General features: G+C 72.3%; 11 protein-coding genes. 8 read left to right on the plus strand and 3 right to left on the minus strand.

Annotation, left to right across the window (positions count from 1 at the left end; translation table 11 throughout):
- The first annotated feature begins 168 nt into the window (after window positions 1-168).
- The 8 genes from ACZ42A_RS03590 to ACZ42A_RS03625 all read left to right on the plus strand — a co-directional run bounded on the left by ACZ42A_RS03590 (window position 169) and on the right by ACZ42A_RS03625 (window position 8,917).
- Window positions 169-708, plus strand: coding sequence for a hypothetical protein (locus ACZ42A_RS03590; protein ID WP_468525467.1), 540 nt, complete (start codon window positions 169-171; stop codon window positions 706-708).
- A 101-nt stretch (window positions 709-809) separates the two neighbouring features.
- A complete protein-coding gene (locus tag ACZ42A_RS03595; protein ID WP_468525468.1) occupies window positions 810-1,289 on the plus strand; it encodes a cupin domain-containing protein in 480 nt (159 codons plus the stop codon).
- An 81-nt stretch (window positions 1,290-1,370) separates the two neighbouring features.
- Complete coding sequence (gene bla / locus ACZ42A_RS03600; protein WP_468525469.1) at window positions 1,371-2,255, plus strand: class A beta-lactamase; 885 nt, start codon at window positions 1,371-1,373, stop codon at window positions 2,253-2,255.
- Window positions 2,256-2,424: 169 nt separating this feature from the next.
- Entirely contained in the window at window positions 2,425-4,044 is a 1,620-nt protein-coding gene (locus tag ACZ42A_RS03605; RefSeq protein WP_468525470.1) for an ABC transporter substrate-binding protein, read from the plus strand.
- A gap of 43 nt (window positions 4,045-4,087) precedes the next feature.
- Window positions 4,088-5,050 (plus strand): ABC transporter permease, encoded by a 963-nt coding sequence (locus ACZ42A_RS03610; protein ID WP_468525471.1) that lies wholly within the window; start codon window positions 4,088-4,090, stop codon window positions 5,048-5,050.
- A complete protein-coding gene (locus ACZ42A_RS03615) occupies window positions 5,047-6,975 on the plus strand; it encodes a dipeptide/oligopeptide/nickel ABC transporter permease/ATP-binding protein (protein WP_468525472.1) in 1,929 nt (642 codons plus the stop codon). The genes ACZ42A_RS03610 and ACZ42A_RS03615 overlap by 4 nt, the downstream gene beginning before the upstream one ends.
- Window positions 6,972-7,994, plus strand: a complete 1,023-nt coding sequence (locus ACZ42A_RS03620; protein ID WP_468525473.1) for an oligopeptide/dipeptide ABC transporter ATP-binding protein — start codon at window positions 6,972-6,974, stop codon at window positions 7,992-7,994. The genes ACZ42A_RS03615 and ACZ42A_RS03620 overlap by 4 nt, the downstream gene beginning before the upstream one ends.
- Complete coding sequence (locus ACZ42A_RS03625) at window positions 7,991-8,917, plus strand: dihydrodipicolinate synthase family protein (protein ID WP_468525474.1); 927 nt, start codon at window positions 7,991-7,993, stop codon at window positions 8,915-8,917. Before ACZ42A_RS03620 ends, ACZ42A_RS03625 begins: the two co-directional genes overlap by 4 nt.
- Window positions 8,918-8,927: 10 nt before the next feature.
- Here the strand turns inward: ACZ42A_RS03625 and ACZ42A_RS03630 are convergent, their stop codons facing one another.
- From ACZ42A_RS03630 to ACZ42A_RS03640, 3 genes are read right to left on the minus strand one after another with little or no spacing between them, the layout of a single operon-like run.
- Entirely contained in the window at window positions 8,928-10,118 is a 1,191-nt protein-coding gene (locus ACZ42A_RS03630) for a sialidase family protein (RefSeq protein WP_468525475.1), read from the minus strand.
- A 37-nt stretch (window positions 10,119-10,155) separates the two neighbouring features.
- Window positions 10,156-10,821: a response regulator gene (locus tag ACZ42A_RS03635; protein ID WP_468525476.1), complete on the minus strand. Its 666-nt coding sequence runs from the start codon at window positions 10,819-10,821 to the stop codon at window positions 10,156-10,158.
- Between the two features lie 16 nt (window positions 10,822-10,837).
- Window positions 10,838-12,010 (minus strand): sensor histidine kinase, encoded by a 1,173-nt coding sequence (locus ACZ42A_RS03640; RefSeq protein ID WP_468526126.1) that lies wholly within the window; start codon window positions 12,008-12,010, stop codon window positions 10,838-10,840.
- Between the last annotated feature and the right edge of the window lie 65 nt (window positions 12,011-12,075).

The raw sequence follows: 12,075 nt of genomic DNA on the forward strand, positions 1-12,075 counted from the left end.
ATCGCCGAAGGCGACGCGCAGCGATAGCGGAGCGCCCTTGATGCGGGCCGTGGAAGCACGACACTGGCAAAGAAGCGGGCGGCCCCACGGCCACATCCGAAACAGGCTACGACCGCACTCTCGTACCCCACTTTTGAACGCGTTCAACTCCAGGCGTACGCTGCCCCCATGAGCGATGCGAGCGGCAGAGCCGCCCTGCTGAAGGGCATCCGTGCCTGGTTGGTCCTCTTCATCGTCTGTCTGGTGCTCAGCGGCGCCACGGCCTTCCCCCTGGTGCACGAACTGCGCTGGACGGAGAGCGCGTTGCGGGCACTGTCCGCGCCCGAGTATCTGCCCGGCCTGATGCACTGGATCGAACGCGTGCGGGACGGGCTCGACGCCGTCGACGCGCGCTACCCGTTCGTCCTCTACGGCACCGACTGGCTGGCCTTCGCGCACCTGGTCATCGCGGTCGCCTTCTACGGGCCGTATCGCGACCCGGTCCGCAACATCTGGGTCGTCGAGTTCGGCATGATCGCCTGCGCCGGCATCATCCCGCTCGCCCTGATCTGCGGGCCGATCCGGGGGATCCCCTTCTGGTGGACGGTGATCGACATGTCCTTCGGAGTGTTCGGGATCATCCCTCTCTACATCGTCCGCGAGAAGATCAAGCGACTGGCACGGCTCACCCCGTACGCCCCGCCCACCGCCCTACCCGTCGCGCCCTAGGTCCCATGTGCCGTCCGCCACGGTCCTCCGGCGGATGACGGACGCGGCTCCGGCAGGCGAGAGTGATCGGGAACAGAACAGACCGATCAAGGAGGCCCGACATGTCCTACCCGGAGCCGCGATACCTCGGTGAGAACGGGGAGATCAGCGCCGTGTTCCGAGGCGCCGACACGCCGCCCGACGTGGTGTCGCCGGGGGGCACCGTCACGCACTATCTGGCGAGCCATGCCACCACGGACGGTGAGTTCGGGCTCTACAAGGTGGACATGGGACCGAAGGCGCCGGGGGCGAAGACGCACTTCCACCGGTCGATCTCCGAGTCCTTCTACGTCCTGTCGGGCGAGGTGGAACTGTATGACGGCGAGCGGTGGGTCACCGGGCGCCAGGGTGACTTCCTGTACGTCCCGCCCGGCGGGCTGCACGCCTTCAAGAACGACACCGAGGAACCGCTGTCCATGCTGATGCTGTTCACGCCGGGCGCGCCGCGTGAGGAGTACTTCGAGCGGGTCGCGGAGTTCGCCGCGCGCGGAGGCGAGGAGCTGCGGGAGTTCCAGGTGCGGCACGACAGTTTCTTCCTCTGACACCGGCCCGTACCGCGCCGCAACCACGGCGTGAGGCGGCTGCGTCGATCACGGGGAGAAACGATCACGAAGGAGATCGAGATGTCCTTAAACCGACGCACCCTCCTCACCGCCGGCGCGGCCGGCACCGCGGCCCTGCTGACTCCCGCCGTCGCGTACGCCACCGGCGGACCGGCCAACGGCGTCACCGGACGCCTGCGCGACCTGGAGCGGCGCTACGACGCCAAGCTGGGCGTCTACGCCCACAACCTCCGCACCGGGCGCACCGTCCGGCACCACACCGACGACCTCTTCCCGATCTGCTCCGTCTTCAAGACCCTGGCCGCCGCGGCCGTCCTGCGCGACCTGGACCAGGACGGGGAATTCCTCGCCCGCCGGATCCACTACACCGAGGCCGACCTGGTGGACGGCTCCGACGAGACGCGCAAGCATCTCGCCGAGGGCATGACCGTCGCCGAGCTCTGCGACGTCACCATCCGGTTCAGCGACAATGCCGCGGGCAATCTGCTGCTGCGCGAGCTGGGCGGGCCCACCGCGATCACCCGGTTCGCCCGCTCGCTCGGCGACCCGGTGACCCGTCTGGACCGCTGGGAGACGGAGCTGAACTCGGCGGAGCCGTGGCGGGTCACCGACACCACCAGCCCGCGCGCGATCGGCCGCACCTACGCCCGGCTCGTGCTCGGCGACGCGCTCCCCGGCGCCGACCGTGAGCTGCTCACCCACTGGCTGCTGAACAACACCACCAGCGGCGACCGGCTGCGCGCCGGCGTCCCGCCCACCTGGACAGTCGCTGACAAGACCGGTGGCGGCGCCTACGGCACCAACAACAACGTCGGCATCGCCTGGACCCCGGACGGCACCCCGGTCGTACTGGCCATCCTGTCGCGGAAGTCCGACCCGGCCGCGGTCCGGGAGAACGCCCTGATCGCGGAGACGGCGAAGGTGCTGACCGAGGCCCTCGGCTAGCCCGTCAGCGGGCGGCGCCGCGCCGGGAACGGCGCCGCCCGCTTCGTATGGCGTCATCCGTGCGCGTTCCCTTGACCGCCCCCACCACCGCTCCTATGGTCACGCTGACGCCAGGACGTAGGACGTCGTATCTCCCCTCCATCCCCCCCACCCTTCCGCTGGAGGACCCGTGCGCGACGTGCCCCCGGACGTTCCGGTGCCCCACCGCCGGGCGTTCCTGAAGTACACCGGCGCGGCGGCCGTCTCCGGCGCACTGGCGGCGTGCTCCGCCGGGCCGGAGTCCACGATCGACACCGGCGGCGGGGGCGGCGGGGCGAGCCGGACGCTGACCGCGGTGATCGGGTACGGCAACGACGGCAGCTGGGATCCGACGCAGACGGCGTCCGCGTTCAGCATGGCCGCGAACCACCACATCTACGAAGGGCTGCTGGACACCGACCCGATCTCCCGGGAGCCGTATGCCGCGCTGGGCACGGAAGTCCCGGGGGACCCCAGGGCCACGGCCTGGCGGTTCACGTTGCGGGAGGGGGCGAGGTTCCACGACGGCAGGCCGGTCACCGCCGACGATGTCGTCTTCGTGTTCGACCGGATCCTCGATCCCGGCACCCAGACCCTCGCCAAGGGGTTCTTCGCGCCCTGGCTGCGGGAGGTGCGGAAGGTCGACGCGCGGACCGTGGAACTGCGGCTGAAGTTCCCCTTCCCGGAGGGGCTTTCGCGGCTCACTCTCGCCAAGATCATGCCGAGGCACGTGTTCTCCCGGCCGGGCGGCTGGGACGAGGCGGTCAAGGGCCTGGCGATCGGCTCGGGGCCGTACCGGCAGACCGCGCACCACCCGAAGTCCAACACCACCTTCGAGGCCTTCGACGACTACAACGGCCCGCGCCCGCCCGCCTTCAGGAAGATGAACTGGCTGACGATCGTGGACGCGGCCCCGCGCGTCGCCCGGATCTCCGGGGCGAGCGCGGGCGCGCAGATCGCGGACAACATCCCGTACGCCAACATCGGACAGCTGGAGCGCGCCGGGCTGACGGTCGGCGGCGGGGCCGGGATGAACAACCTGTTCCTGATGTTCAACACCCGGCGCAAGCCGTTCGACGACGTGCGGGTCCGGCAGGCGCTGCACTACGCGATCGACACCGAGCAGATGGTGGAGGTCGCGCTGAAGGGGCACGGCACGCCGTCGACCTCCTTCCTCAACGAGGCCAACCCGGCCTACCGGCGCGCGAAGACGGTCTACGACCACGACCCCGGGAAGGCGAGGGCGCTGCTGAAGGCGGCCGGGGTGAGCGGACTGCGGATCGACCTGCTCGCCGTGAACGTCAGCTGGATCATGGACTGTCTGCCGACCGTCAAGGCGTCCTGGGACGCCGTCGGGGTGCGCACCACGCTGTCCCCGCAGGAGACCACCGCGGTCTTCACGAAGATGGACCAGATGCGGGACTACCAGGTCGTCGCCGCCGCCTCCAACCCCAACCAGTTCGGCCTCGACGCCGACCTGATCATGCACTACAACTACGGCCCGCAGAACCTGTGGATGCGCTACGCCCGCTGGGCCGACGACCCGGTGGCCCGGCGGCTGTTCACGGACATGGACCGGGCGACCCGTGAACCCGACCCGGACCGCAAGCGGGCGATGATCCAGGACTACATCGACACCGTCGCCGAGCAGGCCGTCCTCTACCCGGTCGTGCACAACGAGCTGATCACCGCCTGGGACCCGGCCCGGCTCGCGGGGATAAGGGCCCAGCCGTATCCCGGGATCAACCTCCTCCAGGCCAAGTGGGCGTAACCACTTCATCGCGTCACCGCGTCACCAGCACAGGAGCCGGCCCGTGGTCGCCATCGCCAGGATTCTCGTCCGCCGTATCGCCCTGCTCGTCCCGCTGATGCTCGGCATCGTGCTCTTCGTGTTCCTGCTCATGCGGTTCTCGGACGTCGACCCGGCGTCCGCGTTCTTCCAGGGCGCCAACCCGACCCCCGAGCAACTGCACGCGTTCCGCGAGGAGCACGGCCTGCTCGACCCGCTGCCCGTGCGCTACGTCGCCTTCGTCGGCGATCTCCTCCACGGCGACCTGGGCACCAGCGCGCTCACCCGCGAGGCGGTGCTCGACCAGATCGCCACCGCGCTGCCGCTCACCGTCCAGCTCACCTTCCTCGGCCTCGGCATCGCGGTGGTGCTGTCCCTGCTCGGCGGGGTCACCGCCGCCCTCCACCGCGACCGGCTCGCGGACCAGGTCATCCGGGTGGTGTCGCTGATCGGCGTCGCCGCGCCCGGCTTCTGGCTGGCGCTGCTGATGATCCAGTACCTGGCCGTCGACCTGGGCTGGTTCCCGGCCGGCGGCTACATCAACCCGGCGGACTCCTTCACCGGCTGGCTGAGGACCATGACCCTGCCGGCGCTCGCCCTGTCCCTGCCGGTCGCGGCGCAGCTGACCCGGATCGTGCGGACGGCGGTGGTGGAGGAGCTGGACAAGGACTACGTGCGCACGGCGATCGGCAGCGGGCTGCCACCCCGGGTGGTGGTGGGCCGCAACGTGCTGCGGAACGCCCTCATCAACCCCCTGACCGTCCTGGGCCTGCGCGTCGGCTATCTGCTCGGCGGCGCCGTCGTCATCGAGACGATCTTCTCGCTCCCCGGCATGGGCAAGCTGATGATCGACGCCGTGAAGAACGGCGACCCGGCGGTCGTGCAGGGCGTGGTGCTGACGACGGCGACCGGCTTCGTCGTGGTGAACCTCGTCATCGACATCCTCTATCTGCTGGTCAACCCACGACTGAGGGACGCGACCACATGACCGCCACCCCGCGCGCGAACCACCGCCGGCTGCCGCCGCTGTCGAAGGCCGCCGTCTGCTTCCTGGCCGTCGTCGTCCTCGTGGCGGTGTTCGCCCCGCTGCTCGCCCCGCACGATCCGCTCGACCAGCAGCCGCCCGTCGACGGCACAGGGCATCCGTCCGCCGGGCACTGGATGGGCCAGGACAGCCTGGGCCGCGACATCCTCAGCCGGCTGATGTACGGGGCGCGCTGGTCGCTGGCGATCGGGCTCGGCGCGACCGCGCTCGCGCTCGTCGCGGGAGCCCTGCTGGGTGCGGTCGCTGCCACATCCCGCAAGGCGGTCGACGAGACGCTGATGCGCTGTCTGGACGTGGTGATGGCGTTCCCGGGGATCGCGCTGGCCGCCGTGCTGATCGCGGTGTTCGGCGGCGGCGTCACCGTGCTGATCTGCGCGCTCGCGTTCCTGTTCACCCCGCCCGTCGCCCGGGTCGTACGGGCCAATGTGCTCGACCAGTACGGCGAGGACTACGTCACCGCCGAGCGGGTCATCGGCGCCCGCACCCCGCACATCGTCGTCCGGCACGTGGCGGTCAACTGCGCCGCCCCGGTGCTGGTGTTCTGCACGGTGCAGGTGGCGGAGGCGATCGTCTTCGAGGCGTCGCTGTCCTTCATCGGGGCGGGCGTACGGCCGCCGGACCCGTCGTGGGGCAGTGTCATCGCGGACGGCAAGAACATGGTGCTGACCGGCGGCTGGTGGGCGACCGTGTTCCCCGGGCTGCTGATGCTGGTCACCGTGCTGGCGCTGAACATCCTCTCGGAGGGCGTCTCGGACGCCTGGGCGGCCCCGGCGGCGCGGGAGGTCAGGGCGCCGGAGAAGGACCGGCCGGCGACCCCCGAGCACGGGACCGGCGAGGCCGTACCGCTCCCCGACCTGACCGAGGCGGCCCGGCGGCTGCGCTCCCGCGCCCGGCCGCTCCCCGACGGACAGCCGGTGCTGGCGGTGGAGAACCTGGCCATCGGGTTCGAGCACCGGCACCACGGCGTCGACATCGTCGACGGCATCGGCTTCGAGGTGCGCGCCGGTGAAGTCCTCGGCCTGGTCGGCGAGTCCGGCTGCGGCAAGTCCCTGACCGCGCTCACCGTCATGGGCCTGCCGCCGAAGGGCGCCCGGGTGCGCGGCCGGGTCCGCTTCGCCGGCCGCGACCTGCTCGCCGAGCCGATGCGGGTACGGCGCCGGCTGCTCGGCCACGAGATGGCGATGATCTACCAGGACGCCCTGTCCTCCCTGAACCCCGCGATGACCATCCGCGCCCAGCTCAAACAGGTCGTACGGCGCGGAGGCCGCCGTACCCCCGCCGAACTGCTCGCCCTCGTCGGCCTCGACCCCGAGCGCACCCTGCGCAGCTATCCGCACGAGCTGTCCGGCGGTCAGCGGCAGCGCGTACTGATCGCCATGGCCCTGTCCCGCGAGCCGAGGCTGATCGTCGCCGACGAGCCGACCACCGCCCTCGACGTGACCGTGCAGGCGCAGATCATGGAACTGCTGCTGCGGCTGCGCGCGGAGCTGGACTTCGCGCTGATCCTCGTCTCGCACGACCTGGCGCTGGTCGCGGACGTCACCGACCGGGTGGCGGTGATGTACGGCGGGCAGATCGTCGAGACCGGCGTCACCGCCGACCTCGTCCAGTCCCCCGCCCACCACTACACGCGCGGACTGCTCGGCAGCGTGCTCTCGCTGGAGTCGGCGGCGGAGCGGATGACGCAGATCCGGGGCGTCGTCCCGGCCCCGGCGGACTTCCCGGCGGGCTGCCGCTTCGCCGACCGCTGCCCCTCCGCGACCGACCTGTGCCACACCACCGCCCCCGCCCTGCGCGGCACTCGCACCCACACGGCGGCCTGCCACCACCCGGCACTCCCCCTGACCTCCTTCGAGGCGGTGACATGACAGCGCTCGTCGAGCTGAGGAACGCGCACGTCGTCCACAAGGCGCGCACCGGCGGCCTGCTGCGGCGGGACCGCGTGTACGCCCTGACCGGCGCCGACCTCACCGTCGCGCCCGGCGAGACGGTGGGCGTGGTCGGCGAGTCCGGGTGCGGCAAGTCGACGCTGGCGAAGGTGCTGGTGGGGGTGGAGCGGCCGACGTCCGGGACGGTGTCGTTCCGGGGCCGTGACCTGTGGACACTGCCGCCCGCCGAGCGCCGCAGGGCCGTCGGCTCCGGCATCGGCATGATCTTCCAGGACTCGTCGACGGCACTGAACCGCCGCCTCGCGGTCCGCCGGATCCTGCGCGACCCGCTGGATGTACACGCACGCGGCACGAAGCCCCAACGCGACGATCGGGTCCGCGAGTTGATGTCCTTGGTAGGCCTCCCCCGCCCCCTCGCCGACGCACTCCCCGGACAGCTCTCCGGCGGTCAGCGCCAGCGCGTGGCCATCGCCCGGGCGCTGGCCCTCGACCCCGACCTGGTGGTGGCGGACGAGCCGACGAGCGCGCTCGACGTCTCGGTGCGCGCCCAGATCCTCAATCTCCTGCTGGACCTGAAGGACCGCCTGGGCCTCGCGCTGGTGTTCGTCTCGCACGACATCCAGACGGTACGGCGGATGAGCGACCGCGTGATCACCATGTACCTGGGCCGGATCGTCGAGGAGACCCCCGCCCACGCCGTCACCGACCACGCCCGGCACCCGTACACCCGCGCCCTGTTCTCCGCGACCCCCGGCCTGCTGCACCCCGTCGAGCCCATCCCGCTGACCGGGCCGGTGCCGTCGGCGACCCGGCCGCCGAGCGGCTGCCCGTTCCGCACCCGCTGCTGGAAGGCCGTCGCGGAGTGCGCGGCCCGGATGCCCGGTTTCACTCCGGGCGCCCTGCCGGGACACCGCTTCCGCTGTCACCATCCGGTGGAGGAGACTGAGTCGACCGGCGCGCTCGCCCGCCGGTCCCGCCAGCCGAGGGAGCTGCCATGACGATCCCCGCCCCGCTGACCGGTGTCGTCCCGCCCGTCTGCACGCCTCTGACACCGGACCGCGAGGTGGATGTGGACTCGCTGCACCGGCTGCTCGACCATCTGATGGACGCCGGGGTGCACGGCCTGTTCGTGCTGGGCTCCACCTCGGAGGCGGCGTACCTGACGGACCGCCAGCGCGCCCTGGTGGTGTCGGAGACGGTACGGCACGCCGCCGGACGACTGCCGGTCCTGGCAGGCGCGATCGACATGACGACCCCCCGGGTCCTGGAGCACGTGACCTCGGTGACGGCGGCGGGCGCCGACGCGGTCGTCGTCACGGCCCCCTTCTACGCCCGCACCCATCCGGCGGAGATCGCCCGCCACTACCGCCTGGTCGCCGCCGCCTCCCCCGTCCCGGTCCTCGCCTACGACATCCCGCCCGCCGTCCACACCAAGCTCCCCGCAGACCTCGTCCTGGACCTGGCCGCCGAGGGAGTCCTCGCCGGACTGAAGGACTCCAGCGGCGACCTGGCCGCCTTCCGCGAGGTCGTCACCGCCGCCCGCGCCCACCCCGGCTTCACCGTCCTCACCGGCTCCGAACTCCTCGTCGACGCCGCCCTCGCCCTCGGCGCGCACGGCGCCGTCCCCGGCCTCGCCAACGTCGACCCGCACGGCTACGTCCGCCTCGACCGCCTCTGCCGCACCGGCGACACGGAACGCGCCCGCACCGAACAGGAGCGCCTGTGCGCCCTGTTCGGCATGATCCACGTCGGCGACCCCACCCGCATGGGCCCGTCCTCCTCCGCCCTCGGCGCCTTCAAGGCGGCCCTCCACCTACGCGGCGTCATCGCCTGCCCGGCGACGGCACAGCCCCAGGTGCCGCTGTCGGAGGCGGAGGTCGAACGGGTGGGGAAGTTCCTGGCGGCGGCCGGACTCCTCTAGCCGGACTCCTCTAGAGCACGGCCACCGGCACCCGCCGGAACTCGATCGTCTCGTACGGCCCGTTCAGCCCCGTCTCGTAGAGGACGCCGACCGTGGAACGGTCGAGCTGGGTCAGGTCGGAGTAGGCGGCCCGGTGTGGGGAGAGGGTCAGGGACCTGGTGAAGGTGGTGCCGCCGTCGGTGCTGCGCCAGAGGGTGAGGGCGCGGCGGGCGGTGGGGTCGGACGGGCCGGAGAACAACAGGCGCAGGCCGTCGCGCAGGTGGAGGACGGACGACTGGACGACGGGGACGTCGTCGAGGGTGGGCTGGGCGGTGTAGGGGCGGGTGAGGGTTTCGCCGCCGTCGGCGGAGTGGGTGTCGAGGCGGTTGCCGGGGACGGTGCCGTGCTGGTCGCGGGCGTTGAAGTAGACGCGGCCGTCGGGGAGTTGCGCGGCCGTGCTCTCGTTGGCGTTGGCGTGGCCGTCGTAGGAGTCGTCGACGAAGCCGAGCCGCCAGGTGTGGCCGCCGTCGTCGCTGAGGAGGGCGTGGGCGCCGTAGTAGCGGGGTTCCCGGCCGGTGTCGGGGGAGCCGGCGGGCGGGGCGGACGAGTGGTTGGCCGGGATCACCAGGCGGCCCGCGCGGGGGCCGTGGGTGAGCGCGAGGGCGTGGCCCGGGCCGGTGGCGTACCAGCGCCAGCGCGCCGGTTTCACCGCCGCCGTGATCTCGTACGTCGGTGAGAAGCGGCGTCCGTCGTCCGTACTCCGCTGCACGAACACCCGGCGGCCGCGCTCCGGCGGCACCTCGCCCCGCATGATCTGCGCCTCCGTCACTCCCCCGCCGTTGTAGGAGGTCAGCAGCACGATCGCGCCGGTGCGGGAGTCGACGACCGGGGCCGGATTGCCCCGGGTGTCGCCGCGCCCGGCGGCCACCACGGCCAGCGGGCCCCAGGTGCAGCCGCCGTCGGTGGAGCGGCGCAGGACGACGTCGATGTCCCCGCTGTCCCCGGCGCCGGTGCGCCGGCCCTCCGCGAAGGCGAGGACGGTGCCGTGCCGGGTGGTGAGGACGGCGGGGACGCGGTAGGTGGCGTAGCCGCCACGGCCGGAGACATAGGGGACGGAGGAGGTGCAGCCGGGGGCGGCGGCCGCGGCCTTCGGCGGGGCGAGCGGGACGGTGAGGAGGACGGCGGTGGCGAGGAGGGTGCGGATCGGTCGCAGCGGAGTCATCGCTCTCCGAAAGGGGGCCGGCGGACATGACTGTCCGTCACATGCTCCCCGGCGTCACCAGCCCCGACTCGTACGCCACGATGACCAGCTGCGCCCGGTCCCGCGCCCCCAGCTTGCCCATGATGCGGCTGACGTGCGTCTTCGCGGTCAGCGGGCTCAGTCCGAGGGCTTCGGCTATCTCGGTGTTGTTCAGGCCGCGGGCCACCAGGGTGAGCACCTCCCTCTCCCGCTCGGAGAGGCACTCGGGACCCGCCGTCGCCGCCGGGGTGGCCGTGGGGCTGCGCAGGAAGCGGGCGATGAGCCGGGAGGTCGGGCCGGGCGACAGCAGCGCCTCGCCGGCCGCCACCGTGCGGATGGCGTCCAGCAGTTCGGCGGGTTTCGTGTCCTTCACCAGGAAGCCGGAGGCCCCGGCGCGCAGCGCCTCGACCACGTGCTCGTCGGTGTCGTACGTGGTCAGGACGAGCACCTTCACGCCCGCCAGGTCCTCGTCGGCGGCGATCAGCCGGGTCGCCTCGATGCCGTCGAGTTCCGGCATCCGGATGTCCATGACCACCAGGTCGGCGCGGGCGGCGCGGGCCAGTTCCACCGCCTCCCGGCCGGTGCCGGCCTGGCCGACGACCTCCATGTCCCGCGCGGACTCGACGAGCATCGCGAACGCGGCCCGTACGAGGGTCTGGTCGTCGGCGAGCAGGACGCGGATCATCGGTTTCCCCCGGTTCTCAACGGTTTCCCCCGGTTCTCAACGGCAGTACGGCCCTCACCTCGAAGCCCCGCTCCTCGCCGGGCCCGGCGTCCAGGGTGCCACCCACGCTGCGGGCCCGCTCCCGCATGCCGACGAGTCCGAAGCCGGGGGTGCCCGACCCCGCGCCCGCCCCGTCGTCGGTGACCCGGACGTGCAGGGCGTCCTGGTCGTCGTACACCTGCACGCCCACGGCGAGATCGCCGCGTCCGCCGTGCCGTACCGCGTTCGTCAGCGCCTCCTGCACGATCCGGTAGACGGCGGCGCCGACCGCGGGCGGCACATCGTCGGCGCGCACCGACAGTTCGACCTCGGCGCCCGCGGCCCGCGCGGTGTCCGCGAGGCCGGGCAGCCCGTGCAGTCCGGGCAGCGGGCCGCGCACCTCCGGTCCGCCGTGGTCGCGCAGCACCTCCAGGGTGGTGCGCAGTTCGCCGCGGGCGGTGCGGCAGGTCTCGGCTATGTCGTCGAGGGCCTTGGCGACGGCGGCCCGGTCGAGGCGGTCGGGGTCGGCGTGCAGCACGTGCGCGGCGACGGACGTCTGCACGCCGATCAGCGTGATGCTGTGCGCCAGCAGGTCGTGCAGGTCGCGGGCGATGCGCAGACGTTCCTCGGCGACCCGGCGGCGGGCCTCCTCCTCGCGGGTGCGTTCGGCGCGTTCGGCGCGTTCGACGATGGCGGCGACGTACTGGCGGTAGTAGCGGACGTCGATGCCGACGAAGATCACGGCGATCGCCCAGCCGGAGATCCTGAGCGCCTCCAGGGCCTGGTGCTTGTTGACGACCATCATGACGCCCATCGCCAGGGCCAGGGCCGCGCCGCTGGTGAGCAGGGTGTACAGGGGCCGGCAGGTGACGGCGACGGTGTACAGCGCGACGTACGAGGCCGGGACGGGGGCGGTGTGGTTGTTGTCCAGGGCGTGGTAGGGCAGCAGCAGCGCGACCATCGCGGCCAGCACCAGCAGCGGACGGCGCCGCCGCCACACGTTCGGCACCTGCCCGGCGAGCAGCAGGGCCCAGCCGAGCGCGTCGGGACGCCGGGCCGGGTCCGTGGCCAGGGCGACGACGACGGCGTGGGCGGTGGTGGCGAGGACGAGCAGGATGTCGTTGCGGGTGGCGTGCGGGGCGGTGCGCGGGTCGCGGTTGATCGCCGCCATGATCCGCTCGCCGATGCGGGGTTTGCGGGCTGCGTCGGGCAGGGCTGCTTCGGGCACGGGCACGG

Source organism: Streptomyces sp. NPDC030838, from assembly GCF_055572035.1.

Coding starts and splice junctions, on each gene's coding strand:
- ACZ42A_RS03590 (WP_468525467.1), top strand. CDS start 169: ATGAGCGATGCGAGCGGCAGAGCCGCCCTGCTGAAGGGCATCCGTGCC.
- ACZ42A_RS03595 (WP_468525468.1), top strand. CDS start 810: ATGTCCTACCCGGAGCCGCGATACCTCGGTGAGAACGGGGAGATCAGC.
- bla (WP_468525469.1), top strand. CDS start 1,371: ATGTCCTTAAACCGACGCACCCTCCTCACCGCCGGCGCGGCCGGCACC.
- ACZ42A_RS03615 (WP_468525472.1), top strand. CDS start 5,047: ATGACCGCCACCCCGCGCGCGAACCACCGCCGGCTGCCGCCGCTGTCG.
- ACZ42A_RS03620 (WP_468525473.1), top strand. CDS start 6,972: ATGACAGCGCTCGTCGAGCTGAGGAACGCGCACGTCGTCCACAAGGCG.
- ACZ42A_RS03625 (WP_468525474.1), top strand. CDS start 7,991: ATGACGATCCCCGCCCCGCTGACCGGTGTCGTCCCGCCCGTCTGCACG.
- ACZ42A_RS03630 (WP_468525475.1), bottom strand. CDS start 10,118: ATGACTCCGCTGCGACCGATCCGCACCCTCCTCGCCACCGCCGTCCTC.
- ACZ42A_RS03635 (WP_468525476.1), bottom strand. CDS start 10,821: ATGATCCGCGTCCTGCTCGCCGACGACCAGACCCTCGTACGGGCCGCG.
- ACZ42A_RS03640 (WP_468526126.1), bottom strand. CDS start 12,010: ATGGCGGCGATCAACCGCGACCCGCGCACCGCCCCGCACGCCACCCGC.